Origin of the sequence: Clostridium sp. C8 (assembly GCF_001010885.1) — a bacterium.
Taxonomy (GTDB): Bacteria; Bacillota; Clostridia; order Clostridiales; family Clostridiaceae; genus Clostridium; species Clostridium sartagoforme.
In genome coordinates, this window is the sequence record NZ_LBMX01000056.1 from 16,109 (window position 1) to 42,618 (window position 26,510).

Consider the following 26,510-nt stretch of genomic DNA (forward strand, 5'->3'; position numbering starts at 1 on the left):
AAAGTGTTTATTCCTATATCAATACAAGCACACCATGCTATTTGTGATGGATATCATTCTAGTAGATTTATTAATGAGATGCAAGAATTAGCATTTAATTTTCAAGTATGGCTAAAAGATAAATAGTTATTGATTAAATATCGCATATCAGAAATGAATATGCGATATTTTTATATTGTTGTAAACTAATATTTAATTATGTATAATTTTAGTATTAGGTAAAGTTATATAAATGATTTGAGTCTAGTTTAAGAAAGCTTACTATATTAAGATTCATATAAAAATTAACAACTTTATTTAAAAATAAATATTTTATAAGAACTAGGGGGAGCATTATGGGAGACTATATTATGGGTAAAGCAAAAAAAATAGCACTTATAGCTCATGACAATAGAAAATCCGCTTTGATTGAATGGGCAGAAGAAAATAAAGAAATGCTAAGTAAACATATACTTTGTGGTACTGGTACAACTGCTAGTCTTATTAGCGAAAAAACTGGATTAAAGGTTCAAGGATTTAAAAGTGGACCAATGGGAGGAGATCAACAAATTGGAGCCGCTATTGTAAATGGAGAAATTGATTTAATGGTATTTTTCTGGGATCCATTAACATCACAACCTCATGATCCAGATGTTAAAGCTTTGCTAAGAATAGCTGTATTGTACGATGTAGCGATAGCAATGAGCAAATCTACAGCAGATTTTCTTTTAAGTTCTAATAAATTTAATGAAGAATATGAGAGAAATATGATAGATTATTATGGTAGAATAAGAAAAGATAATTTCTAAGAAGGTGAAAATTAGATGAACAAAACTAAAAAGGCTATTTTTGAATCAGCTATAAAAGTTTTTTCAAATTATGGCTATACAGGAGCAACAATGGATGATGTTGTGGCTAGAGCTGGAGTAGCAAAGGGAAGCTTATATTATCATTTTAAAAGCAAGGAAGAACTTTTTATTTTCATAATTAAAGAGGGAATAAATCTTATAAATGAAGAAATAGAAGAAGCAACCAAAGATGTTACAGATCCATATGAAATAATAAAAGTTTCAGCAAAGGTTCAACTTAAATATGTTTATGAAAATAAAGATTTATTTAAAGTAATAATAAGTCAACTTTGGGGAACCGGAGAAAGAAACAATATGTTAAGGGAAGAAATAAGAACTCTTATAGATAAGAGTTCAGTTAAATTCAAAGCCGTTATGGACGGAGGCTTTATAGAAAATGATGATCCAATATTATTAAGTTATGGATTAATAGGTGTATTAGTTTCTTCGGCTCTTTATGAAATTTTAAATGAAGATAAGTATAATCATGAAGAGGTAGTGGAGAAATTTATGAAGTATTTTCAATATGGAATAAACGTAAAAAGATAATGAAATCGTTATTATGATGATATAATTTATCTATTTCAAGATGAAAACAATTAAAAAATAAAATTGTAGGAGAATAGTATGAGAGAAAAAGAAAAAATGATGCAAGGATTACCATATGATCCAAGTGATGAAGAGTTAACAAATGGAAGATTAAAGGCAAGGAAATTAACTAGATTATTTAATAATACTATAGAAACAGAACTGGATGAACGTAAAAAGATTTTAAAAGAACTTTTAGGATCAACAGGTGAAAATTTATATGTAGAGCCTAATTTTAGATGTGATTATGGGTACAATATACATGTTGGTGAAGGTTTTTATGCTAATTTTGATTGCGTAATGCTTGATGTGTGTGAAATAAGAATAGGAAAGAATTGTTTTATTGCACCAGGAGTACATATTTATACAGCAACACACCCAATAAATCCTAATGAAAGGCTTAAATATGAATTTGGAAAAAGCGTTAGTATAGGAGATAATGTTTGGATTGGTGGACATTCAACAATAAATCCAGGAGTAACTATAGGAAATAATGTAGTTATAGCATCAGGTTCAGTAGTTACAAAAGATATTCCAGATAATGTAGTAGTTGGAGGAAATCCAGCTAGAATAATTAAAAATGTAGAGTAATTAAAAATTAAGATAACTTAGAATTAAATTTGTTTTAATTAATATTTTTTAGTTTTGATTTTTAATTTTAAAAGCTAGATTGATACATGTAAGTATTAGTCTAGTTTTTTTTGTAAAAAAATTTAAAAAAATAATATTGACTACTTAGTACAAAAGTAGTATAAATATATCATACTGATTGACTGACTATTCAGTACAAAAAATTAAACAGAAGGTGATTGTATGAATTTCCTAAAGATTGCAAGGGAAGACATCAAGAGCATATTTAAAAACAGATTCATACGAGTATCGATAATTGCAATTATAATTGTACCGCTATTATACTCATTATTATACTTATATGCATTCTGGGACCCATATGCAAAACTTGAAGATGTCCACATTGCAGTGGTAAATAAAGACGAAGGAGCTACTTTAGATGGCTCAAAGGTAAACTATGGTAAAGATATTGAGGAAGAACTCAAAGGGAACCATGAAATTGGATGGGAAATAACCTCGGAAGTAAATGCTAATGATGGTTTAGAGGGAAAAGGATACTATGCAAAAGTAGTTATTCCAGAAGATTTTTCATCTAAGATTATAGCAGCAAAAGAAGGGGCTCCCAAAGTTGCAAAAATTGATTTTATATCAAATGATAAGAAAAACTTCTTAGCATCACAAATAAACTCAAAGGTAGAGCAAGAACTTAATGCCAAAATAACAAAAACAATATCACAAAATTATGTTGAAGTAGCTTTTGATAGTTTATATGAAGCTAAAGATGGATTAACACAAGCAGCTGATGGAAGCAAACAAATTTATGATGGCATGAATACTTTAAATGAAAAAGTCCCAACCTTAGCAGAAGGTGCAACTAAGTTAAGTGATGGATCATCTCAATTGTTAGATGGGCAAGCAACTTTAAACAATGGTATAGGCTCAATAATCAATGGAGCAAATGCACTAAATTCAGGACTTGGACAAGTATATGAAAAAGTTCCAACATTAAGTAGTGGAGTTAGCGCTTTAGCAAATGGAACTAATGAATTAAAATCAGGAACATCTGAAGCTTTAGCAGGTTCAAAGCAACTAGCTGATGGAAATAAAAATTTATATAATGCTTATATAGAGAAAATATATCCATCTATTGGTCAACTAAAAGCAGGAGCTAATAAAATGAGTTCAGAATTAGAAGCTGGGCAAGGAGATATAGTTAAGCTAAATAATGGAGCAAAATTAATAACTGATAGCTCAGATTCAATAGTTACAGGATATGATGAAATACAAGATGGAGTAAATAAGTTAATTAAAGGCGTATCAGATTCAACAAAGGCAAATGCTACGATACAAGATATTTTGACAAAAGCATCTGATAGTTCTATCACTGTTGAAGAAAAAAATTCATTAATACAACAAGCATTACAAATAACTCAAAAAGTTCAATCTGATGCTTCAGAAAATGCAACAAAAGTTAAATTGTTATCAGAAGGAACAAATTTATTTAAATCTTCATTAGTTGAATATACCACTGGATCAAAAGATTTATCTAAAGGTACAGTTAGCTTAATATCAAAGATTGGAGAAGTTAAAACCGGAGTTTCAAAATTAGATGTAGGATTAAATGGCTTATATACTAATTTAGATCCTCAAACTAGTGAGTTTGGAGTAGGATTAAAATCAGTATCAGATGGAGCAAGCAATTTAAATACTGGATTAACTAAATTAAATGCAGGAGCTAATGCATTAAATGATGGAACTAGTGCTTTAAAATCTAATATTCCAACATTAACTTCAGGAATATCAGCACTTTATAATGGTTCAAATGAATTAGCAAATGGATCAGTTAAACTTCAAGATGGTTCAAGCAAATTATTAGATGGACAAAAATCATTAAATTCTGGTATTTCAGAATTAGCATCAAAGGTTCCAGAATTAACTGATGGAGTTAAAAAACTTTATGATGGAAGTAATGAATTAAGCACAAAGCTTAATGAAGGTGCAGATAAAATGAAAGATGGATTAAAAAATTCATCAGAAACAATGGGAGAATTTGTTTCGGAACCAATAAATATGAATTTCGATTCAATAAATAAGATTCCGAACTATGGAACAGGATTTGCACCATACTTTATTCCACTTTCATTGTGGATAGGTGCTATAATGATGTTCTTTGTAATTCCTTCAAAATTGAAAGAAGAAGAAAATTTATCTAAATTCGATAGAGTTATGGCTAAATATTTATCTTATGCATTTGTAGGAATTTTACAAGCAATTTTAGTAAGTATAGTAGTGCTAATTCTTGGATTAGAAACAAGTAATCCAGCAGCATATATAGGAACAAATATATTCCTATCATTAGTTTTTGTTTCAATTATTCAATGTTTAATTTCATTACTAGGGGATGCTGGAAGACTATTAGGTATAGTTTTATTAATACTTCAACTTACTGCATGTGCAGGTACATTCCCATTAGAAGTAGTACCTAAATTCTTTAGAGTATTAAATCCATACATGCCATTTACTTATGCAGTTGAAGCTTTAAGAGAAGTAATATCAGCTGAGGTAATAAATAGCAGTGTAGTAGGAAAAGATTTCTTAATTCTAGGAGTAATACTAGTAGTATTTTTAGCTATTTCAGTTTCACTAAAAAATGTTGGAGAAAAAATAGCAGAAAAAATAGAAGGAAGAAAATCAGATATAGTAGCTTAATACTAATGTGATGGAAATATAAATAAAAAGATACTAATAAAGCATAATGATGTTTTATTAGTATCTTTTTTAATATTTAGAAATTATAAAAAGTTTATCACGTGGATAATTATTTGTAATTTTATTCTTTTAAAAAATATTTTAGTATTAACTTTCGTAACTTGATAAATGTATTTAGCTGCTATATTATTTATAAATAAGTATTGAATAATATTAATATAAGATATATAAATTAATATAAGCACAAGTGTAAATTATTAGCATTAAATAACTAGATTATTATTTTATTAGAAAGTATTAGATAATTTATATTTTATCTTATAATTGGAGGGTATATGAAAAAAATTCTAATAGCAGAGGATGAAAAGCAAATAGGAAAAGTTATGAAGTTATATCTTGAAAAAGAGGGTTATAATGTTACTTTAGCTAATGATGGAAAAGTAGCAGAGAACTTAATTGAAGAAAATATATATGACTTGGCCGTATTAGATGTAATGATGCCATATAAAGATGGATGGTACCTTTTAAAGAAAATAAAATCTTTAAATAAATATACACAAGTTATTATAACTAGTGCTAGAGGAGAAGAGGAAGATAGAATTTTTGGCTTTGAGCTTGGAGCAGATGATTATATGGTAAAGCCTATTAGTATGAGGGAATTAGTTTTAAGAGTTAAACTAAGAATTAATAGTTTCAAAAATGAAGATATTAATGAGATTAAACTGTGTGACTTAAGAATAGATGATAATAATAGAAGGGTTTTTGAGAAGGAGAAGGAAATTATTTTAACACCTAAGGAATATGACTTATTAATGTTTTTAATAAAAAATAAAAACAAGGTTTTTACAAGAGAAGATTTAATAACTAGTGTTTGGGGATATGATTTTTATGGAGATACTAGAACTATAGATACTCATGTAAAAAAACTTAGAGAAAAAGTAGAATTTTTTAGATGTAATTTAAAAACTGTATGGGGGGTAGGCTATAGCCTAACTATAGAATAATGAACAAGATAAGTAAAAGAATAATAAAGTATATGATATTAATGAATGTAATAGTAGCAATTGTTAGCTTGATTTTAACATCATTTATATTACCAAAGATATATATAAATAATGAGTATATTGATTTAGAAGAGGCCAGCGAATATGTTTTAGAAGCGGCAAAAAACAATACGGTTACAGAATTTACCAATATATATGCAGTATTAATTAATGATGGAAAAATTATTAATATGTGCAAATCAAGTAATGGTAATGGACATATGAATCAAATGGGAATGATGGGTCAAGGTAAATCTATAAACTTTGAAAAAATAGAAGGAAAACAAATTTTTAAGTCAAATAATGGCGATACATATATAGGTATAAAAAAGAATTCTAGTTATGGAGATATAGTTGTTTATAAAAGTTATGAAGGAACAAAGTCATTAATAAAAAGCGTTAATTTGATAATGGTAGCAATATTTTTATTTTCAGCAATAATATCAACATTTATTGCTATTTATCTTGGCGAAAAGTTTACAAAACCAATAGTATTTTTACAAAAGAGAGCTAATGATATTTCAAAGGGTATATATGAAAGTAGGTTTCAAATTAAAACAAAAGATGAAATTCAAGAACTAAATGATAGTATAGATAGCATGGCAAGAGAACTTGAAGTAAAGGATAATATGCAAAAAGAATTTATTGCAAATGTAAGCCATGATTTAAAAACTCCATTAAGTGTTATAAGAGCAAATAGTGAAGTTATAAGAGATAAATTAGTTTCTGGCAACGAAACTGTTGAATATGCATCTAGTATTATTGAAGAAGTTGATATATTAACAGAACTTGTAGGAGAAATATTAGTTTTAAGCAAACTAAGAGATAATAAAAAAATAATTAAATTATCAGAGTATGAGCTAGATAACTTCATAAAAGAAACTTATAGTAAGTTAAATAATTATTTAAATAAAAATAGTTATAGTAATTTTAGTTTAAAGCTTAAAATACAAGAAAGTCTAAAAAATAGGGGGATAGTTGTTTATATAGATAATAATTATTTATTTAGGGTATTATCAAACTTCTTTATAAATGCAATAAAACATTCTAAAAGTGATAATAAGAATATAGTATTTGGAGTAATAGAAAATGAAGAAAATATAGAAATATATATAAAGGATTATGGAAAAGGAATAGAAAAAGAATGTATAAAATATATTTGGGATAGATACTATAAGGAAGATAAAAGTGGAGGAATGGGTTTAGGTTTAGCTATTTCTAAGGAAATAATATTAGCACATGGATTTAATTATGGAGTAGAAAGTAAAATAGGGGAGGGAAGTAAATTTTATTTTATTATCCCTAATAACCTAATAAAACAAAAATAAATTTCACAAATTAATCACAAATTAATCATTAACTTATAAAAAATAAAAGTTATTATATTATTAAAGAACTTAAAGTAAGAATAATTAATAAAAATTCTTGCTTATAAAGTAATATTTAATGGAGGTATAATAACTATGAAAAAATTAATTTTATCATTATCAATAATAGGGGCTATTACAATAGGTACAGGAGCCATAGCCTTTGCAGCAGAGGAAGAAAGTCCAGTAATAAATTCAGGTGAAGCAGTAGTGAGTGATACAGAAAATTACAATATATCTGAGGATAATAATTCCGGCTTAGGAAATCCAAACTGTCCTTATTATGGGGAAGAAAACAGGGGTCAAGGGCAAGGAAATGGAGAAGGAAATAGATATGGATTAAATTCAGAAAATAGAGGAAGAGGAAACTGTGGAAGATCTGGCTCTATGATGGGATTTAGATACGGAGTAGAAAAATAATAGTAGGTAGATTCTAATGAATCTACCTACTTGATTTAAAATTTAAATTGAGATAATAAACTTCTAAGTTTTATAGCCAATTCAGCTTGATTTATAGCTGTTTCGGACATTTTTTCTATAGCACTAGTAGTATCATTTATACTATTCTTTACTGAATTTACATTTGCTGATGAATTTTGAGTCATAGATGCAACTGATTGAACAGCATTACTTAGCTCATTCATCGTAGCAGATACTTCTTCAGACATAGCAGCAATGTCCTCACTCATCTTTCTAATAAATACTCCATCTTTTTCATATTTATCACCTATTTTTATGAACTGTTTAAATTCTTTCATTATTTCACTATCCATAAATTCAAGTAATTTATTACTACTATCAGTGATATTATTAAAGGCAAGTCTGACTTGATTTATTGTCTCTTTTACGCTTTGAACTGAACTCCTGGATTGTTCTGCAAGTAGTCTTACTTCCTCAGCAACAACAGCAAATCCTCTACCTTGTTCTCCAGCTCTAGCAGCTTCAATTGATGCATTTAAAGCAAGAAGATTAGTTTGTTCAGCAATTTCCTCAATAGAATTAGTCATATTAACTATTTCATTAACTATTTTTGCTTTTTCAATAGATAGTTTTATATCATTTTCTACACTTTCATATAAAGTTGACGTATTATCGATTACGAATTCAGTATCTTTCTTTATAGTGGTTGCTCTTTTTTGAATTTTTTCTGAATTAATATTACCATCAGTAGCTTTTTCAGAAAGAGTATCTATGCTTGCATTTACTTCTAAAATAGATGCAGATAATTCTTCTGTTATAGCGCTAGTTTCCTGAATTGTAGAGTTAATTTCACTTGATGAATCATTTATTAAATCAAATTGACAAGTTACTTCTTCAATAGATGAAGCTAAATCTTCACTTGATAAATTAACTTCATCGGCGCTAGAGATAACTGAATGTACTATTTCTTTTAAGTTATCTTGTGCTATATTAAGAGCCGTAGCTATTTGTCCAAATTCATCATTATGCTTTATTTCAATCTTTTCAGACAAGTCATATTTAGCTATTCTATTAGATAAAGACATTATTTTAGATAAAGACTTAGTTATTCTTAAAGTTATACTAGCAGCAGACAGTATAGAAATAAATATTGAAAGCCCTAAAATAATAGACGTAAGTATTAATGAATCATTATATGTATCTTTATTCATTTGTAAAGTTTCTTCAGCCCATTTGCTGTTTAATTCTACAAGTCTATCTAATTTAATTATAAAGTCTCCACGAATTTTATCTAAATCATAAGAAGATAGAGTAGCATCATTTAATCTATTTTCATTTACAGCTTTAATTATATTATCAGATTGCTCTTCTAATTTAGCTAAAGAAGATATTATTTCATCAAAACGTTGTTTATCTTCATCTTTAGTAATTAAGTCTTTATAAAGCTGAACAAGTTGGGAATTTCTTTTGTTATTATAATAAATGTTTTGAGTTAAAATCTTCTTTTCAGCCTCATCCTTGCTTGTTATTAAAAGTTTGCTGCTAAGATAATTATATGTAGAATTTTCGCTTAATTCATTTATATATATAATTCCTAAAGTGTTATTTGAGTAAAGCTTTTCAGAAGAACTATTAATTTTATTCATATTATATAGTCCAAGTCCCCAGATAAATAATAATAAAGCTATAATTAATGCAAAGCAACTTCTAAGTTTATTAGATATTTTAATTAGCTTTTTATTGTGACTTTTTTTAGTTTTATTAATATTTTTAGTTTTTTCTTTTTTAGTATTTTTGTCTTTTAGTATTTTTCTCATATGCCCTCCCCCTAAATTGCGATAAATTTAAAATAAAAATGAACAACTACTTAAATTATCGATACATAGATAGAAAAATTTAGTAGTTGTTCATTAAAAGATTTCCTTTATTTATTTTTATTAACGTTTTTGATTAGATTTAGAAACTCTATCTATATTTTCTAAATCTGTATATTCATAAGCAGAACTAGATGTATTATTTGAATTAACAGGAGTAGCAACATCTTTATTTTTCATAGGAATTGTTCCATCTGTTCTATTTTTCTTATTGTTAGACATATCGAATCTCTCCTTTGTGATATTTATTTCTTACTATTTTTACTTGTTTCAGTTTTAGTATCACTTTCATTGTCTAGTTCAGGTTGTTCTGTATAATCAAATTCCATATAAGCAATATTATTTACTACTATATCATCTTCTACAGTACTAGGTAATGGACTTGGTTCAGAATCAACTTTTCCATGACTAATTAAAGCATGTTTTTCCGGAGCATACCCAGTTCTATCATTAGGTAAATAAATTTTTTTACTGTTAGGTTTTGTTGGCATAATAATCCCTCCTTATGTTTATATTATTTGAGTTATATTTTTTTTAATCCCTAGTATTATCTTCTAAAAATGCATAAAGATTTATTTGAATTTTAGGGTAAAATATAATATCTTTAAAATTTGAAATTTAAATTTGTAGGTAGGAAATTTCCTCTACATAAGGCAATTATATATATTTGAATATGTTTTCATAAAATATATAATTTTAAAAGGTGATGATTTATGATAAATAGTGAAAGACAAAAACAAATAATTGATATATTAATGAATAAAAATAAGATAGTAAAAGGTGAAGATTTATGTACTACAATAGGAGTTTCTTCGAGGACTATAAGAAGTGACATAAAAGAGTTGAATGATACATTAAAAAATCATGGAGCAGTTATATCATCAGAAAAGGGAAAAGGTTACTTTTTAGATATTCAGAAAAATGATATTTTTAAAGAGTTTTTAAATCGGTTAAATGATAATAAAAAAAGTTATTATATTAATCTAAGCACTAAAGAAAGAGCAGAATATATAATAATAAGACTTCTTTTGAATGAGATTATTGGATTTGATGGAATTATTCAAATGGATTTAGCAGATGAACTTTTTATAAGTTTATCTTCATTAAAAAATGATATTAAATTAAGTAAGAATATTTTACATAATATGAAGTTAGATATTGTAAAAAATAGTAATAAAGGCATAGTTATAAGTGGTAAAGAAGATGATATACGAAAATGTATATTAAAATATCTAAAATCTAATAATAAGTTTTTTATTAGTGAATTTAAAATCATCTTTGAAAGGGAATTAGGCAAAGGAGCTTTAAATAATATAGAAAGAATCTTAATAGAAAACCTACAAAAATATAAATTAAGATTAACAGATATAGCCTTTAATAACTTATTAAACTTTACGTACATAATGGTAATAAGAAATATTAAAAATAAAGATGCAAAGTATGATGATAAAGAAATAGCGTTATTACATAAAGAAAACAAGATAGAGATAGCACAAAGTTTGTGTAAAGATTTGGAGAATAGTTTAAATATAAAGCTAGATAAGCAAGGAATTTGCTATATAACAAGGTATATTATTTCAAGTAACTTAATAATAACAGACTCAGAAAAATCGTATTTAGAAACAGAAAAATCTAATTTTAGTTTAATAAATGAAATATCAAAAGAGATTTTAAAAATATATAATATAGATTTAAGTAAGGATGATATACTAATAAACTTTTTAGATAATCATTTAAGAGCTGCAATAAATAGAGCTAAATATGAAATTAAAATTGAAAATAGCATGCTTTCGACAATAAAAAATAATTACCCCTTTGCATTTGAATTAGGTGTTTTAGCAAATAAAACAATTGAAAGAATTGTCGGTATAAGACTAAGCGAAGATGATATTGGATTCTTAACATTACATTTTGCAGCATCCTTAGAGAGAATAAAAGGTAAAAAGGTAAATGTGAAAAAGGGTATATTAGTTTGCACCACAGGAGTTGGAACATCTTTATTACTTAAAGTTAAATTAGAAAGTAAATTTAAAGATAAGTTAGATATAGTTGATACTATTCCTTGGTATGAATTTGATAAAGATATACTTGAAAATATAGATTTAATAATTACAACAATCCCTTTAGACATAGACTCTAAAAAGGTTATATATATTAAAAACTTATTAGATAAGGAAGAAGTTAAATTAATAAAAGATATAATATATGATTCTAATATATATAGTACGAGATTATTAGATATATTTAAAGAAGAGTTATTTATGAAATCAATAGATGGATTGGGTAGATACGATGTTCTTGAAAAAATAACTAATAATTTATTAAAGTTAAATTATATAAATAATATTGTGAAAGAAGAAATATTTAAAAGAGAACAATTATCTAGTACAGAGATTGGAGATTTGGTGGCAATTCCGCATACAATGCATGATGGAATAGAAAAGTCATTTATAGCTGTGGCAATATTAAGAAAAGCAATTACATGGGAAAAGGAAAAAGTGCAAGTAGTATTTTTAGTTGGCATTGCTAAAAAAGATCATCAATTATTAAAGGTAATTTTAGAGCAAGTTTATAAAAAAATTTTAGATATTGACTTAGTATTTGAATTAATAAAGGCCAATAATTTCGATGAGTTTATAAAAATAATTGATTAAAAATTTCCTCTAGTAGGTGAAATTATATAACTGTGAATATGTTTTCATCGGCTATATAATTAAATCATCAAAGGAAGCAAAACGATATAATAAAATTTGTAGGAGGAGATAAATATGAAATTATTAGCAGTTACATCATGTCCTGTAGGAATTGCACATACCTATATAGCAGCAGAAAAGTTAAATAAGATTGCAAAGAAAATGGGAGTAGAAATAAAGGTAGAAACTCAAGGATCAACAGGAGCAGAAAATATTATAACCGATGAAGATTTAAAAGAAGCAGATGGTGTTATAATAGCGGCGGATAAATCAGTAAATTTAGATAGATTTGAAGGAATGGCAATTTACGAGTGCCCTATAGCAAAGGCTATAAAAGAACCAGATGCTATAATTCAACTGTTTTTAGATGGAAAGGTTGAAAAGAAAAAAACAACTAAAATAAAATCAGTTGATGAAGCTAAAAAAGAAATGAAATCAAAACAACCATCATTTTATAAGCATTTAATGGGTGGAGTTTCATACATGATTCCAGTTGTTGTCGTAGCTGGATTACTTATAGCAATAGCACTAGCTTTTGGTGGTGAACCAACACCTAATGGATTAGCAATACCAGAAGATTCATTTTGGAAAACTATTGAGAAGATAGGTGGAGCAGGATTTACATTTATGGTTCCTGTATTATCAGGATTTATAGCATTTTCAATTGCAGATAGACCAGGTTTAGTTCCAGGATTAATAGGTGGGTATATAGCAGCAAACGGATCTTTCTATGGATCAGAGGCAAATGCAGGGTTCTTAGGTGGAATAGTAACAGGATTCTTAGCTGGATATGTTACTAAAGGTTTAAAATCTATAAAAGTTCCAGAAATAATAAAACCAATTATGCCAATAATAATAATACCAATAATATCAACATTAACAACAGGCCTAGCGTTTATACTAGTTTTAGGTGGACCTATAACATCAATATTTGAAGGATTAACTAACTTCTTATCAGGATTATCAGGAGCAAGTTCAGTAGCTTTAGCCACAATACTAGGTGCGATGATTGCATTTGATATGGGTGGTCCAGTAAATAAAGTTGCATTCTTGTTTGGAGTAGCAATGATTACAGAAGGAAGACCGGAGATAATGGGACCAATAGCTGCTGCTATAGCTGTACCTCCAATTGGAATGGGGATAGCAACATTCATAGGAAAGAAACATTATAGTAAAGATGAAGTAGATGCAGGTAAGGCTTCATTTGCAATGGGACTTTGTGGAATTACAGAAGGAGCAATACCTTTTGCATCAGTTGATCCATTAAGAGTTATTCCATCATTAATTGTTGGATCTATAGTTGCAGCAAATATAGCGATGTTTGCAAAAGTAGCAGATAGAGTTCCTCATGGTGGACCTATAGTAGCACTAATGGGTGGAGTAGATGGAGTAGTAATGTTCTTAGTTGCAATAGTAGTAGGTTCAGGAGTAACAGCTATTATGGTAAACTATTTAAAATCTATAAGAGATAGAAAAGCAGAAAAATAAAGTAAGATAATTTAAGAAGAGGCTAAAGAGAGGTAAGCAAAATGAGCAATAAATTATTCGATATAAAATACATGGATTTAGATTTAGAAACAAATGAAAAAATAGAAACAATAGGCTACCTAGCACAATTAGCTAAGGATAGGTTAATAGATGTAAATAAGTATATAGAAGACGTGAAAAAGAGAGAAGCTATTTCAACAACAGGAATAGGTGATGGAGTAGCAATCCCTCATGCTAAATCTAAGTGGGTAAAGGTCCCTACAGTTATTGTAGGTAAAAGTAAAAGAGGAATAGAGTGGGAAAGTTTAGATGATGAAAAAGTAAAGATGGTATTTTTAATAGCAGTTCCAGATGGAGAAGGAAATGAACATTTAAAGATTCTTCAAATTTTAGCAGTAAGCTTAATGGATGATGAATTTAGGGAAGAAATTGAAAATGCCACAGATAAATCAGTAATAGAAAAACTATTACTTGAAAGAACAATTATATAAATTAGTTGTAATAATAGACTTAAAAGTTAATCTTTTAAGTCTATAACTTTATTCCTTATAAAAATATACAAAAGTTATATTAGTTAATAATTTTTATAATCCTTTGTTAGTTTTAAAGTTGATATATTCAATTATTTATTAACTTCAAATAGAGTAATTAAATAAGTAAAGTTACATATTTTACTTTTATATTTATGAAGAAAAGAATTATTGTGGTAAAATTATATTATAAAAATATATACTTACAAACAAGTAAATTTGGAGGTAGAAATGAATAAACTATTTGCTACAGACTTGGATGGAACATTAATAAATAATAATAAAATTAAATCAGATGATAGACAAGCATTACTTAATCTTCAAAATAAGGGGAATTTAGTAGTTGTTTCAACAGGAAGACCTTATAATGCAATTCAAATGTTAAAAGAGCAATACAAAATACATGCGAATTATTTCGTTTTATTAAATGGTGCACTTATAATGGATTCAACAGGAAGTAAAATAAAGCAAGAATTAATAGAAAAAGAATTAATAGAAAAAATATTATATGAAATAAATGAGGATAATGTTGATATATCTGTTGAATCAGGTTTTAAGACATATATATTAACAGAGTGTAATAACTTGCCTTATCCTAATAAAATAAAGGTTAATTCAATACAAGAAATAGATGATGATTTAAGCTTAATTTCTCTGCATATGCCAAATAAAGAAAAAGCTGAAATAGAAGAATTAAAAAATGAAATAAATAACAAATATGGAGACAAAATAATTGCATATAGAAATGATATTTATATAGATATTGTTCCAATAGGATGTTCTAAAGGAAATGGAGTAGAATATCTAGCAAATCAAGAATTAATAAAATCAGAGAATTTATATACTATAGGGGATTCATGGAATGATATTAGTATGTTTAATATAACACCAAATTCATTTACTTTTAATCATGTAGAAGAAGAATTAAAAAAACATACAAGATATATTGTAAATTCAGTTTCTCATTGTATAGAAGATTATATATTATAACTATAAATTTTTATGAAAATCTATAATTATGATACTTAAAAAATGTGGCAATATGGTTTAATATAAAATTACATGAAACTTAAGTAATAATTAACTTAGTAAGTTTCACTAAAATGCTACAAGACATATAATAACAAAACGTTTTAAATTCAATAAATTTTGAATGGTATAGATAATAAAGAATATTTAAAGTAAGGTGGTAATTTAATGTATCCAATTAGATTTGAAAATTTATATTATGAAAAAATATGGGGTGGAAGAGATTTTGAAACTTTTAGAAACAATATGCCAGAGGGTGAAATAGGGGAGAGCTGGGATATAGCATGTCATCCTAATGGAACAGGAATAGTTGAAAATGGTTCATTAAAAGGAACTAAGTTTGATGATTTGATTAAAGAATATGGAGATAAACTTGTTGGAGAAAAGATAACTCTTGAAAAGTTTCCATTACTTATAAAGCTTATAAATTCAAAGGAAAAGCTTTCAGTTCAAGTTCACCCAGGAGATGAATATGCAGCAAAGTATGAAAATGATTATGGTAAGACAGAGGCTTGGTATGTTATTGATGCCAAACCAGGTGCTTCATTAATAGTTGGCACAAAGGATTGTACAAAAGAACAGTTTGAAGAATCTATAAAAAATAATAATGTAGAAAGTTATTTAAATAAAATTGAAGTTAAAAAAGGAGATTGCTTCTTAATAAATAGCGGATTGGTTCATGCTATATGTGAAGGAGTTATAATTGCAGAAATTCAACAAAATAGTGATGTAACATATAGAGTTTATGATTATGGAAGACCAAGGGAAATACATGTTGAAAAGGCTTTAGATGTTATAAACTTTGATCTGCAATGCGAAAATTTAAGTGAAAAGAAAGAAGTTAGCCATGAAGGATATAAGCATAGTTTATTATGCAAAAATGAATATTTTGGAATAGAGAAAATATCAATAACTTCAGAGTATAAAGATGTAAGTGATATAGAAAAGTTTGATATGTACACTTGTGTTGATGGTGAAGGAGTAATAGTAGGAAAAGATTTTGAAGAAGTAATAAAAACAGGAGATAGCTATTTAATTCCTGCTACTTTAGGAGAATATAAAATAAAAGGAAATGCTACAGTATTAAAAAGTTATCCAGTAATAGCTTAAAATTGCAAAGAAATTTTATTCAGTTCACAGTGTACAATTCATAGTTCACAGTTTCTTGGATAAAGTAACAGGTAACAGTGTTAGCTCTTTTTTAGAAAAATAATGACTAAATATATAAGGGAAAGCTTAATTTAGTTTTAAATAAGACCTACCTTATATCAATTAAATTCTAAATTTTAAACAGCAGGCATTGAATACTTAGTGAAGTTGAGTGTAAGGATAACTAAACTTAGTATGAAAGCCCATCTACTGAAGCTTATCTGAAGTAGATGTTCATTTGACGAATACTTAGTGAAGTTGAGTGTAAGGATAACTAAACTTAGTACTTGTTACCTGATACCTATTCCCTGTTACCTAAAAAATGAAAACAACTGTGAACTGTGCCTTGTGAACTGTGCACTAGAAAATTGCTTCGCAATTTACATTCTTACAGAAAAAGATGTAAATTGAAATTTATCATATCTATGTCTAGAAATAGAATATTCAAAGGCTCTTCCATTATTTAAATAAGCTATTTGTTCAACTTCTAAAATTGGATCATTGTCGTATAGATTTAAGTATCTTTTATCTATATCAGTACTTTTATCAGCACGAATAACTTTATTTGCGCTACTTATTTTTAAGTCCAAATCATTTTCTATAAAATCATAAATAGATTTTTTTAATATATCCTTATTAAGACCAGTTATTAGTGTTGCATCTAAGTAAGTATTTTCTATAACAACAGGTTCATTATTTATTAATCTAAGACGTATTATTTCATAAATTGGAGAATTTTCATTAATATTTAACTTAGTTGATATATTATAATCAGCAAAGATTAATTTAAATTCTATAATTTCAGTTTTAACATTATTATTAACTAATCTAGTTAATCCCTTCAAATCTCTATCAGAAATATTTATTCTTGAATCCACAGGAAGAACATCCATAATAAAGCTTCCATGACCTCTTTTTCTATAAATTATTCCATCAAAAACTAGTAAGTCAAGAGCTTTTTTCATAGTCATTCTGCTACAATGAAATTCCTTACATAGTGTTATCTCATCAGGAATTTGATTAGTCGGAGAATTATATATTCCATTTCTTATACGTAATCTAATTTCATCACTTATATCTTTGTATTTGGGCATAGTAAATATCCTTTCGTCCTTTACTTTAAGATTGTTAAATAAGTTAGTAATTTTTCAAATTTCACACTTTTACTATCTATATATTATTTTTAATAAAATATAAATACAGTATATAAATATATTACTATAAAAAATAAGTTTTACAATAACATAAGTATATATAGTTATATTAAATGTCTAGACAAATAAAAAATATGGCTATATAATTTTCTTGTAATGTTTAAAGAATATATAAATTTATTTTATATAAAGTTTTAATTTTACAACAAAAGGAGGAATTAGTATGAACAAGAATTTTATATTTCCTAAGAACTTTTGGTGGGGATCGGCTACATCAGGACCTCAAAGTGAAGGATCATTTAATAAAAAACATAAAAGTGTATTTGACTATTGGTATGAAATAGAACCAGAAGTATTTTTTAATAAAGTGGGACCAGAAGTTACATCTAATTTTTATAATAGCTATAAAGAAGATTTAGCAATGCTTAAAGAAATAGGATTAAATAGTTTTAGAACATCAATTCAATGGACAAGACTTATAAAGAATTTAGAAACTGGTGAAGCAGATGAAGATGCAATTGAATTTTATAATAATGTCATAGATGAAACTATAAAAAATGGAATTATTCCAGTAATAAATTTACATCATTTCGATTTACCAGTTGAATTATATGATAAGTATGGTGGATGGGAATCAAAGCATGTAGTAGATTTATTTGTAAAGTTCGCAGAAACGGCATTTAAATTATTTGCAGATAGGGTTAAATATTGGACTACTTTTAATGAACCTATAGTAATTGTAGAAGGACAATATTTATATCAATTCCATTATCCAAAAGTAGTTAATGGTAAGAAGGCGATGCAGGTATTATATAATATAAACTTAGCATCTTCGAAGGTAGTAAAGGTGTTTAAAAGTAGGGGGTATAATAAAGATGGAGGGCAAATAGGTACAATACTTAATTTAACGCCATCATATCCAAGAGATATAAATAATAGTGAAGATGTAGAAGCAGCTAGAATTGCTGATACATTCTTTAATGAATCATTCCTTTCTCCTGCAGTAAAAGGGGAATTTCCAAAATTATTAATAGAGATTTTAGAAAAAGAAGGAGTAATTTGGCAATCAACAGAAGAAGAACTTAATATAATAAAGGAAAATACCATAGACTTCCTAGGAGTAAATTATTATTTTCCTAGAAGAGTAAAGGCAAAGGAAACAACATGTAACAGTAAGGAATGGATGCCAGATAAGTACTTTGATAATTATGAAATGCCAGGAAGAAGAATGAATCCATATAGGGGATGGGAAATATATCCTAAAGCAATTTATGATATAGCTATAAATATAAGAGATAACTATAACAATATACCATGGTTCATTTCAGAAAATGGAATGGGAGTAGAAGGTGAAGAAAGATATATAAATACAGAAGGTATTGTAGAAGATAATTATAGAATAGACTTTTTTAAGGAGCATTTAGAAAATCTTCACAAAGGAATAGAAGAAGGAGCAAATTGTTTTGGATATCATACTTGGACTCCTATAGATTGTTGGTCTTGGTGTAACGCATATAAGAATAGATATGGATTTATTGCACTAGATTTAGAAACACAAAAGAAAACAATAAAGAAATCAGGAAGATGGATAAAAGAAGTTACAGAGAACAATGGATTTTAATGGACCTTTATGGTCCATTAAATTGGAAATTTACAAGAAAACGTTTTATAATTTATATATAATATATTAAAGAATGAGAGGGAAATATATGAGTAATTATATAGTATTTGATATAGGTGGTAGTAGTGTGAAGTATGCCATAATGTCAGAAGAGGGAGACTTTATTACTAAGGGAAGTTATAAATCAGAAAGAAATAATTTTGAACTTTTTAAAACTGATATGGAAAATGCAATTAATAAGGCTAAGGAAGAATACTCAATTTCAGGGGTAGCTGTTAGTGCGCCAGGTGGAGTAGATAGCGATACTGGAATAATAGGAGGCGCTAGTGCACTACCTTGTATTCATGGACCTAATTTCAAAAAAATCTTTGGTGAGGATTTAGGGGTTAATTTAGAAATAGAAAATGATGCAAATTGTGCAGCTTTAGGGGAAGTTTGGAAGGGGGCAGCTAAGGATAATAAAGATGTACTATTTGTAGTATGTGGAACAGGTATTGGAGGGGCAGTTATAAAGGATAAAAAGATTCATAAGGGAAATAATCTTCATGGCGGAGAATTTGGATATTGTATTTTAAATACTAAGAAAGAAGGAGAAAATATAATATTTGAAACTTGGAGTACCATTGCTGCAACAGGAGGATTATTAAATACCGTAGCAAAATTAAAAAATATAGATGTAGAAGAATTAGATGGGAGAAAGATATTTGATTTAGCCGAAAAGGGTGATTCTGACTGTATTAATGCTATAGATGAATTTTATTTAAATAACGCTAAAGGAATATTTAATATTCAATATATGTATGATCCTGAAAAAATTGTTATTGGTGGAGCTATAAGCAGCAGAGAAGATTTTATAGATAAAATAAATGAAAAATTAGATTTAATAATGAAAAATATCCCTGTTGCAAAAGTAAGACCTATAATTGAAAAATGTAAATTTGAAAATGATGCAAATCTTTTAGGAGCATTATTTAATTATTTACAAAGAAATGGTGAATGTTAAAAAATAAACACAAGCCTTTAAGTAAGTATTCTTTATAAAAGATATTTACTTAAGGCTTTTTTATTTTAATTGAAATAAAAATCTACATATTAGTATAATGTATCTAGATTTAGTTAATTAAATATAAAATAAGTACACTATAAAATAATATACTAAAATATTATAATCATCTTGTAAACGTTATTAAATTAAGGGGGAAGAAAAAATCATGAGAAAAATAAAAAAGATGATTGCATTAGCAGCTTGTGCTATAATGGCAACTTCAGCTATTTTTACAGGATGCGGTAAGGCAACAAATGATTCTAACTCAAAAGGTAACACACCAACTAAACTAACTTGGTATGCAATCGGTGAAGAACCAAAAGATTTAGACAAGGTTTTAGCTGAAGCAAATAAATACTTAGGAGATAAAATAAATGTCAACCTAGACATGAAATTTATAGGCTTTGGAGATTATAATCAAAAAATGTCAGTAGTAATAAATTCTGGCGAAGATTATGATTTAGCATTTACATGTTCATGGGCTGGTGACTATTTAGGAAATTCAAGAAAGGGTGCTTTTTTAGCATTAGATGATTATCTAAATTCAGAAGCAGGAAAAAATTTAAAAGAAACTGTTGATTCAAGATTCTGGGAAGGTGCAACTATAGATGGAAAAATTTATGGAGTACCAAATCAAAAGGAGCTTGGAGTAGCACCAATGTGGGTATTTACTAAAGAATATGTTGATAAATACAATATACCATATCAAGACCTTCATAGCTTAAAAGATTTAGAACCATGGTTAAAGGTAATAAAGGAAAATGAACCAGATGTAACTCCTTTATATATAACTAAGGGATTCTCATATACAGTATTCTTTGATCAATTAGTTGATCCAGTTGGAGTAGAAGTAAATGATAATTCACTAACTATAAAGAATATGTTTGAAACACAACAAATGAAAGAAGACTTAGAAACTTTAAGAAAGTATTATAAAGCAGGATATATAAATGCAGATGCAGCAACAGCACAAGATGATAAATCAGTTAAACGTCTTGTAACAAAAGGTGACGGACAGCCATATGCAGATGTACTTTGGTCAAAAGCATTAAATTATCCAGTAGTATCATCTCCTATCGGTGATACATTAATTACTAATGGATCAACTACAGGATCATTAATTGCTATATCTAGTAATTCAAAAAACAAGGATAAAGCTTTTGAAGTATTATCTTTATTAAGTACAGATGAATATTTTAGAAATTTAATCAACTATGGTATTGAAGGAGTTCACTATAATAAAGTTGGAGATCAACATATAAAGTTAATCAATCCAGATCAAAAGAATTATGATGTACCATACTTCTCAGTAGGAAACTTATTCTTAACTTATAAATTAGAAGGTGAGCCAGAAACTAAATGGGAAGAATTTAAGGATTTCAACGATAAATCAAAAGTATCACCAGCATTAGGATTTAAATTTGATTCTTCAAGTGTATCTACTGAAATTGCAGCAATAAATAATGTTTTAGAAGAATTTAAAGCAACTATTTATAGTGGTTCTGTAGATGTTGATGAGTATTTAGGAAAGTTAAATTCTAAATTAAAAGAACAAGGAATAGATAAAGTTATTGCAGAAATGCAAAAACAAATAAATGAATGGAAAAAGTAGTAGATAATAATAAGGGGCTGTCGCATAGACAGCTCCTTTATTAATAAACTCTGTCCTTAAGAATTTTTAAATTTTAAGGACAGAGTTTTATTTATTAAACAATTTTTCTAGCTTTATTTGGAGAAATTCCATAGTATTTTTTATAAAGCTTGCTAAAGTAATAGGGATCATTATACCCAACCATCTTAGCTATAGTTTTTATTGAAAGTTTTGAATCCTCTAAAAGATTCTTTGCTTTTATAAGTCGTATTTGTATTAAGTAATTTATTGGAGAATCCCCCATAAGTTCTTTAAAAATTTTAGAAATATATACAGGACTTAAATACATATTTTTTGATAATGTATATAAAGAAATATCTTCTGTATAGTTTTCATTTAAGTATTTAGTTATACTTTCCACCAATACCTTCTTTTCACGAGATTTAAAGGAAAATTCTTGTGAATTTAAATTGGGGATTTCTTCATTTATTTCTCTATGTAAAAGTACAAGTACTTTCATAACAAGAGATTTTAGCATAAAGGGAGAAGTTTGTTTATGATTCTTCTGTTCATCAACTATATCTTGGCATGTTTTCAAAATTTCATCCTTATAAGTATTAAGTGTTAATACATTTTTATCACCTATATCTATAAAATCCTTTTTACAGTTATTAAATATATTAATGTTAGTTAGCCCAAGGTGAAGCTCTCTACAATTTGTATTTGAATTAAATAATTCTTTGTGATAAATTCCAGGATTAGATATTAAAACTTGTCCCTTCTTTAATGTGTACTCTTCACCTTCAATTAAATAATCAACTGAACCAGAAGTTACAAAGGAAAGCTCTATAAAATCTTCGTGACAATGGTAGTTAGTTTCTGGGACAGGTATATCCGGTGAACAATATCCATCTATCACAAAGAGTATTTGAGGATTATAGCTATCTATATTTGTATAGGTATTACTCATTTTAAATCTCCAAAATAATTATTAGTTATTAGTATAATAATATACATTTAAAGTTTAATATAATACATTTTTATTTTCAATAACTTCTATATAATCATACTTAGAAAGAAATAAAGGAGAATATAAGGAGAGACTTAATTATGGACAATTTAAGATGGATATTTGGTTATTTAAAGAATTACAAATACAAATATATTTTTGCATTATTGTTAGTATTATTTACATGTGCAATTAATATGGTTAATCCATTTATATCAGGAAAGATAGTAGATAAAGTTTTAGGAGAAAATGAAACTAATTTATTGCTTCCTCTTATAACAGTTATGATTTCTATTGTTGTATTTAAGGGAATTATAGCTTATATATATCAAATGATATTGGAAAAAATATCTCAAGATATATTATTTAAAATAAGAAAAGATTTATATGACAAATTAATGGAGTTAGATATTAATTTTTATAGTAAGGTTAAAACAGGAGATCTTATGGCAAGGATGACAGGAGATACAGATGCAATAAGACATTTTGTTGCTTGGGTAGTCTATAACATTATATCTTCTATAACTACATTTTGTTTTGCAATAATTTCTATGATGTATGTTAATGCAACTTTGACAATTTTTATGCTTTTAATATCTCCACTAATAGGTTTATTAACTTACAAAATGAGTAAAGAAATTTCACCAACTTTTCATAATATAAGAGAAGCTTATTCAAAATTAAATTCAATTGTTCAAGAAAATATAAGTGGAAATAGAGTAGTAAGAGCATTTGGAAGAGAAAAGTTTGAAATAGATAAGTTTAATGTAGAAAACAAAAATTATAAGGAAAGAAATTTGGATACAATTAAAGTTACTAGAAAATATATTCCAAAACTAGAGTTTTTATCAAACAGCTTATCTGTTGTTATGATATTAGTTGGGGGAATATTAGTAGCTACAAATAAAATAACCTTTGGAGAATTAATAATTTTTAATAGTTTATTATGGGCATTAAATAATCCAATGAGAATGTGTGGATATTTAATAAATGATACCCAAAGATTTATAGCATCATCAGAAAAAATCATAGAGTTATTAAAAACAGAAAGTAGTATAAAAAATAATGAAGAAACAATAAATCTTAGGAAGTTTAAAGGTAATATAAGATTTGAAAATGTAAGCTTAGATATAGATGGAAGAAGAGTTATAAATAATGTTTGCTTTGAAGCTAATGCCGGACAAACAATAGGGTTAGTTGGACATACTGGTTCTGGTAAATCATTAATAATTAATTTATTATCTAGATTTTATGATGCTACTGAAGGTGAAATATATATAGATGGAATAAATATAAAGGATATAGAGTTAGATACATTAAGAGGAAATATAGCAACTGCTATGCAAGATATATTTTTATTTTCAGATACAGTAAAAGATAATATAGCTTTTAGTAATCCGAAAGCAAGTTTTTCAGAAATAAAAAAGATATCTAAAAAGGCACAAGCACATAATTTTATTAAAAATTTAGAAGATGGATATGAAACAATTATAGGGGAAAGAGGAGTAGGTCTTTCAGGAGGACAAAGGCAGAGGGTATCTTTAGCTAGAGCAATGATGAAGGATGCGTCAATATTTGTATTAGATGATGTAACTTCAGCTGTTGATATGGAAACTGAGAAAAAGATACAATATGAGCTTAAAAATATGGAAGAAAAGAAAACAACTTTTATAATAGCCCATAGAATATCATCTTTAAAACAAGCAGATTTAATTCTAGTTTTAGATAATGGAGAAATAGTAGAAAGAGGTACCCATGATGAATTAATAAGAGAGCATGGATATTACTCAAATATATTTTATACTCAATATGGAAATTTGAATTTAAAGGTAGAAGGAGTATAAGGAATGGCAAGAAATAAATATAACGTTGATGAAGAATTAGAAACTGGCTTTAATTTAGGATATTTAAAAAGACTATTAGGATATATGAAGCCATATAAAGTTAAAATTTTTATATCTGTTTTATTAATGTTATTATCAAGTTCAATTTCATTAATTGGACCAGTAATAGCAAAAACAGCATTAGATAACTATATACCAAATAGAAATATTAAGGGATTAATAGTACTTTCTACTTTATATGTATTAATATTTATATCAATAGCTATAATAATGAGGCATAGAATGTTCACAATGGGGGAAGTTGGACAAAGTATATTGGTGGATATGAGGCATGATTTATTTAAGAATCTACAATATGTACCATTTAACTATTATGATTCAAGACCACATGGAAAAATATTAGTAAGAGTGGTTAATTATATAAATTCACTAAGTGATATTTTATCTAATGGATTTGTAAACTTAATTGCAGATATGGTTACACTTATTATGACTATAATATTTATGTCATTTTTAAGCATAAAACTAACATTAGTAACATTAATAGGTATTCCTATACTTCTTGCAGTTATGTTATCTATTAAAAATGCTCAAAGAAGAGCCTATCAAAAATTAAGTTCAAAGCAATCAAATTTAAATGCGTATATACATGAAAGTATAAATGGAATAAGGGTAACACAGTCATTTTCAAGAAAAAAAGAAAATATGAATATATATGAAGAATTATGTACAGATTGTAGTGATTCTTGGATGAAAGCAGTAAGTTTAAATTTTCTTGTATGGCCAAGCATAGAAACTATATCTGTAATTTCAATCTCACTTATTTATATTTTTGGTATATTAGTTTTTAAAGGTGGAATTTCTGTTGGGCTTTTAGTAGCATTTATATCATATGTTTGGATATTTTGGGCTCCAATAACCAATATAGGAAACTTCTATAACACCTTAATAAATGCTATGGCTTACTTAGAGCGTATTTTTGAGGCTATGGATGAAAAGCCAGAATATGATAAAGAGGATGCAAAGACTTTCAAAGATGTTAAAGGTGATGTAACTTTTAAAGATGTTTACTTTGAATATGAAAAAGACATTCCTATTCTAGAAAATATAAATATGAATATAAAATCTGGAGAAAAAGTCGCATTAGTTGGACCAACAGGAGCAGGCAAAACAACTATAGTTAATCTTTTATCTAGATTCTATAGGATAAAGTCTGGAAATATTTTTATTGATGGAACAGATATAAATGATGTTACCTTAAAATCTCTTAGAAAAGAAGTTGGTGTTATGCTACAAGATCCATTTGTCTTTTCAGGAACAATAATGGAAAATATAAGATATGGAAGATTAAGTGCTACTGATGAGGAAGTAATAAATGCAGCTAAAATAGTAAGAGCAGATGATTTTATAAAGGACTTTAATGATGGATACAACACATATTTAAATGAGCAGGGAAGTGGTCTTTCAGTTGGTCAAAAACAACTTATATCCTTTGCCAGAGTTTTATTAGCAGATCCTAGGATATTAATTTTAGATGAAGCTACATCAAGTATAGATACAGAAACAGAAGCATTACTTCAAGAAGGAATAGAAGAACTTTTAAAAGGAAGAACATCTTTTGTTATTGCTCATAGACTATCAACAATAGTAAATTCAGATAAAATAATGTATGTTGGAGATAAGAAAATATTAGAAGAGGGAACACATGAAGATTTACTTAAAGTAAAAGGAATGTATTATAACTTGTATAAATCACAATACATTGAAATTTAAGGAAAAGTTAAACAATCATTTTAAGTTCATAGTGCACAATGAACAATTCACAGTTGGTTTCTTAGTTAAGAATTGAAAGGTGAAAGTGGAGAGTTTAGGAAGTGATTTAGCAGAACTAAATTAAGAATTTGCTTGGAACAATGTGAAATTTATAAGATAAAAATTAAAGGGGCTGTCGCACTAATA

At 27.2% G+C, this 26,510-nt stretch carries 22 protein-coding genes and 1 pseudogene; 18 read left to right on the top strand and 5 right to left on the bottom strand.

Going from position 1 to position 26,510, the window contains the following annotated elements; genetic code table 11:
* The 8 genes and pseudogenes from AAT22_RS18785 to AAT22_RS09360 all read left to right on the top strand — a co-directional run.
* Positions 1-126, top strand: a pseudogene (locus tag AAT22_RS18785) (CatA-like O-acetyltransferase); the annotation flags it as partial.
* Between the two features lie 209 nt (positions 127-335).
* Positions 336-788 (top strand): methylglyoxal synthase, encoded by a 453-nt coding sequence (locus AAT22_RS09330; protein ID WP_016205663.1) that lies wholly within the window; start codon positions 336-338, stop codon positions 786-788.
* 15 nt (positions 789-803) lie between these two features.
* A complete protein-coding gene (locus tag AAT22_RS09335; RefSeq protein WP_016205662.1) occupies positions 804-1,376 on the top strand; it encodes a TetR/AcrR family transcriptional regulator in 573 nt (190 codons plus the stop codon).
* A 78-nt stretch (positions 1,377-1,454) separates the two neighbouring features.
* Complete coding sequence (locus AAT22_RS09340) at positions 1,455-2,006, top strand: sugar O-acetyltransferase (RefSeq protein ID WP_016205661.1); 552 nt, start codon at positions 1,455-1,457, stop codon at positions 2,004-2,006.
* Positions 2,007-2,228: 222 nt separating this feature from the next.
* Positions 2,229-4,694 (top strand): YhgE/Pip domain-containing protein, encoded by a 2,466-nt coding sequence (locus AAT22_RS09345; RefSeq protein WP_047001000.1) that lies wholly within the window; start codon positions 2,229-2,231, stop codon positions 4,692-4,694.
* A 335-nt stretch (positions 4,695-5,029) separates the two neighbouring features.
* The gene (locus AAT22_RS09350; RefSeq protein ID WP_047001001.1) at positions 5,030-5,698 is read left to right on the top strand and encodes a response regulator transcription factor; all 669 of its coding nucleotides are present in this window, start codon (positions 5,030-5,032) and stop codon (positions 5,696-5,698) included.
* Positions 5,698-7,065, top strand: a complete 1,368-nt coding sequence (locus tag AAT22_RS09355) for a HAMP domain-containing sensor histidine kinase (RefSeq protein WP_047001002.1) — start codon at positions 5,698-5,700, stop codon at positions 7,063-7,065. Before AAT22_RS09350 ends, AAT22_RS09355 begins: the two co-directional genes overlap by 1 nt.
* A gap of 135 nt (positions 7,066-7,200) precedes the next feature.
* Positions 7,201-7,524 (top strand): hypothetical protein, encoded by a 324-nt coding sequence (locus tag AAT22_RS09360; protein WP_047001003.1) that lies wholly within the window; start codon positions 7,201-7,203, stop codon positions 7,522-7,524.
* A 35-nt stretch (positions 7,525-7,559) separates the two neighbouring features.
* Here AAT22_RS09360 and AAT22_RS09365 read toward each other — a convergent pair whose 3' ends face one another.
* From AAT22_RS09365 to AAT22_RS09370, 3 genes are all read right to left on the bottom strand, one after another.
* Positions 7,560-9,341 carry a methyl-accepting chemotaxis protein gene (locus AAT22_RS09365; protein ID WP_084820745.1) on the bottom strand — a complete coding sequence of 594 codons (1,782 nt, stop codon included), beginning with the start codon at positions 9,339-9,341 and terminating at the stop codon, positions 7,560-7,562.
* Positions 9,342-9,461: 120 nt separating this feature from the next.
* Positions 9,462-9,620 carry a hypothetical protein gene (locus AAT22_RS19055; RefSeq protein WP_156174307.1) on the bottom strand — a complete coding sequence of 53 codons (159 nt, stop codon included), beginning with the start codon at positions 9,618-9,620 and terminating at the stop codon, positions 9,462-9,464.
* A gap of 23 nt (positions 9,621-9,643) precedes the next feature.
* A complete protein-coding gene (locus AAT22_RS09370) occupies positions 9,644-9,889 on the bottom strand; it encodes a hypothetical protein (protein WP_047001004.1) in 246 nt (81 codons plus the stop codon).
* A 222-nt stretch (positions 9,890-10,111) separates the two neighbouring features.
* On the opposite strand from AAT22_RS09370, the gene AAT22_RS09375 reads away from it, so the two are divergent.
* The 5 genes from AAT22_RS09375 (at position 10,112) to AAT22_RS09395 (ending at position 16,248) form a co-directional block, all read left to right on the top strand.
* Positions 10,112-12,052 carry a BglG family transcription antiterminator gene (locus AAT22_RS09375; RefSeq protein ID WP_047001005.1) on the top strand — a complete coding sequence of 647 codons (1,941 nt, stop codon included), beginning with the start codon at positions 10,112-10,114 and terminating at the stop codon, positions 12,050-12,052.
* A gap of 114 nt (positions 12,053-12,166) precedes the next feature.
* On the top strand, positions 12,167-13,579 hold the full coding sequence (locus tag AAT22_RS09380; RefSeq protein ID WP_047001017.1) for a fructose-specific PTS transporter subunit EIIC: 1,413 nt from the start codon (positions 12,167-12,169) through the stop codon (positions 13,577-13,579).
* A 41-nt stretch (positions 13,580-13,620) separates the two neighbouring features.
* Positions 13,621-14,070 carry a fructose PTS transporter subunit IIA gene (locus AAT22_RS19060; protein ID WP_047001006.1) on the top strand — a complete coding sequence of 150 codons (450 nt, stop codon included), beginning with the start codon at positions 13,621-13,623 and terminating at the stop codon, positions 14,068-14,070.
* Between the two features lie 270 nt (positions 14,071-14,340).
* The gene (locus tag AAT22_RS09390; RefSeq protein WP_047001007.1) at positions 14,341-15,099 is read left to right on the top strand and encodes an HAD-IIB family hydrolase; all 759 of its coding nucleotides are present in this window, start codon (positions 14,341-14,343) and stop codon (positions 15,097-15,099) included.
* Positions 15,100-15,306: 207 nt separating this feature from the next.
* Positions 15,307-16,248, top strand: a complete 942-nt coding sequence (locus AAT22_RS09395; RefSeq protein ID WP_047001008.1) for a type I phosphomannose isomerase catalytic subunit — start codon at positions 15,307-15,309, stop codon at positions 16,246-16,248.
* Between the two features lie 419 nt (positions 16,249-16,667).
* Here AAT22_RS09395 and AAT22_RS09400 read toward each other — a convergent pair whose 3' ends face one another.
* Positions 16,668-17,381, bottom strand: a complete 714-nt coding sequence (locus tag AAT22_RS09400; protein WP_047001009.1) for a GntR family transcriptional regulator — start codon at positions 17,379-17,381, stop codon at positions 16,668-16,670.
* Positions 17,382-17,664: 283 nt separating this feature from the next.
* Here AAT22_RS09400 and AAT22_RS09405 point away from each other — a divergent pair, with 283 nt between their 5' ends.
* The 3 genes from AAT22_RS09405 to AAT22_RS09415 all read left to right on the top strand — a co-directional run bounded on the left by AAT22_RS09405 (position 17,665) and on the right by AAT22_RS09415 (position 21,719).
* Entirely contained in the window at positions 17,665-19,062 is a 1,398-nt protein-coding gene (locus tag AAT22_RS09405) for a glycoside hydrolase family 1 protein (protein WP_047001010.1), read from the top strand.
* A gap of 88 nt (positions 19,063-19,150) precedes the next feature.
* Entirely contained in the window at positions 19,151-20,065 is a 915-nt protein-coding gene (locus AAT22_RS09410; protein WP_047001011.1) for an ROK family protein, read from the top strand.
* A 208-nt stretch (positions 20,066-20,273) separates the two neighbouring features.
* On the top strand, positions 20,274-21,719 hold the full coding sequence (locus tag AAT22_RS09415) for an ABC transporter substrate-binding protein (RefSeq protein WP_047001012.1): 1,446 nt from the start codon (positions 20,274-20,276) through the stop codon (positions 21,717-21,719).
* A 94-nt stretch (positions 21,720-21,813) separates the two neighbouring features.
* Here the strand turns inward: AAT22_RS09415 and AAT22_RS09420 are convergent, their stop codons facing one another.
* The gene (locus tag AAT22_RS09420) at positions 21,814-22,668 is read right to left on the bottom strand and encodes an AraC family transcriptional regulator (RefSeq protein ID WP_047001013.1); all 855 of its coding nucleotides are present in this window, start codon (positions 22,666-22,668) and stop codon (positions 21,814-21,816) included.
* Positions 22,669-22,808: 140 nt separating this feature from the next.
* Between AAT22_RS09420 and AAT22_RS09425 the strand changes: the two genes are divergently transcribed.
* Together AAT22_RS09425 and AAT22_RS09430 are read left to right on the top strand one after the other, a co-directional pair.
* Positions 22,809-24,551, top strand: a complete 1,743-nt coding sequence (locus AAT22_RS09425) for an ABC transporter ATP-binding protein (protein ID WP_047001014.1) — start codon at positions 22,809-22,811, stop codon at positions 24,549-24,551.
* A 3-nt stretch (positions 24,552-24,554) separates the two neighbouring features.
* Positions 24,555-26,324, top strand: a complete 1,770-nt coding sequence (locus tag AAT22_RS09430; RefSeq protein WP_047001015.1) for an ABC transporter ATP-binding protein — start codon at positions 24,555-24,557, stop codon at positions 26,322-26,324.
* Positions 26,325-26,510: the final 186 nt, after the last annotated feature.

Excerpts from the sequence above, each read along its gene's own strand:
- AAT22_RS19060 (WP_047001006.1), top strand. The coding sequence starts at position 13,621 with ATGAGCAATAAATTATTCGATATAAAATACATGGATTTAGATTTAGAA.
- AAT22_RS09420 (WP_047001013.1), bottom strand. The coding sequence starts at position 22,668 with ATGAGTAATACCTATACAAATATAGATAGCTATAATCCTCAAATACTC.
- AAT22_RS09375 (WP_047001005.1), top strand. The coding sequence starts at position 10,112 with ATGATAAATAGTGAAAGACAAAAACAAATAATTGATATATTAATGAAT.
- AAT22_RS09350 (WP_047001001.1), top strand. The coding sequence starts at position 5,030 with ATGAAAAAAATTCTAATAGCAGAGGATGAAAAGCAAATAGGAAAAGTT.
- AAT22_RS09395 (WP_047001008.1), top strand. The coding sequence starts at position 15,307 with ATGTATCCAATTAGATTTGAAAATTTATATTATGAAAAAATATGGGGT.
- AAT22_RS09380 (WP_047001017.1), top strand. The coding sequence starts at position 12,167 with ATGAAATTATTAGCAGTTACATCATGTCCTGTAGGAATTGCACATACC.
- AAT22_RS09370 (WP_047001004.1), bottom strand. The coding sequence starts at position 9,889 with ATGCCAACAAAACCTAACAGTAAAAAAATTTATTTACCTAATGATAGA.
- AAT22_RS09410 (WP_047001011.1), top strand. The coding sequence starts at position 19,151 with ATGAGTAATTATATAGTATTTGATATAGGTGGTAGTAGTGTGAAGTAT.
- AAT22_RS09340 (WP_016205661.1), top strand. The coding sequence starts at position 1,455 with ATGAGAGAAAAAGAAAAAATGATGCAAGGATTACCATATGATCCAAGT.
- AAT22_RS19055 (WP_156174307.1), bottom strand. The coding sequence starts at position 9,620 with ATGTCTAACAATAAGAAAAATAGAACAGATGGAACAATTCCTATGAAA.
- AAT22_RS09345 (WP_047001000.1), top strand. The coding sequence starts at position 2,229 with ATGAATTTCCTAAAGATTGCAAGGGAAGACATCAAGAGCATATTTAAA.
- AAT22_RS09405 (WP_047001010.1), top strand. The coding sequence starts at position 17,665 with ATGAACAAGAATTTTATATTTCCTAAGAACTTTTGGTGGGGATCGGCT.
- AAT22_RS09365 (WP_084820745.1), bottom strand. The coding sequence starts at position 9,341 with ATGAGAAAAATACTAAAAGACAAAAATACTAAAAAAGAAAAAACTAAA.
- AAT22_RS09430 (WP_047001015.1), top strand. The coding sequence starts at position 24,555 with ATGGCAAGAAATAAATATAACGTTGATGAAGAATTAGAAACTGGCTTT.
- AAT22_RS09335 (WP_016205662.1), top strand. The coding sequence starts at position 804 with ATGAACAAAACTAAAAAGGCTATTTTTGAATCAGCTATAAAAGTTTTT.
- AAT22_RS09400 (WP_047001009.1), bottom strand. The coding sequence starts at position 17,381 with ATGCCCAAATACAAAGATATAAGTGATGAAATTAGATTACGTATAAGA.
- AAT22_RS09415 (WP_047001012.1), top strand. The coding sequence starts at position 20,274 with ATGAGAAAAATAAAAAAGATGATTGCATTAGCAGCTTGTGCTATAATG.
- AAT22_RS09355 (WP_047001002.1), top strand. The coding sequence starts at position 5,698 with ATGAACAAGATAAGTAAAAGAATAATAAAGTATATGATATTAATGAAT.
- AAT22_RS09360 (WP_047001003.1), top strand. The coding sequence starts at position 7,201 with ATGAAAAAATTAATTTTATCATTATCAATAATAGGGGCTATTACAATA.
- AAT22_RS09390 (WP_047001007.1), top strand. The coding sequence starts at position 14,341 with ATGAATAAACTATTTGCTACAGACTTGGATGGAACATTAATAAATAAT.
- AAT22_RS09425 (WP_047001014.1), top strand. The coding sequence starts at position 22,809 with ATGGACAATTTAAGATGGATATTTGGTTATTTAAAGAATTACAAATAC.
- AAT22_RS09330 (WP_016205663.1), top strand. The coding sequence starts at position 336 with ATGGGAGACTATATTATGGGTAAAGCAAAAAAAATAGCACTTATAGCT.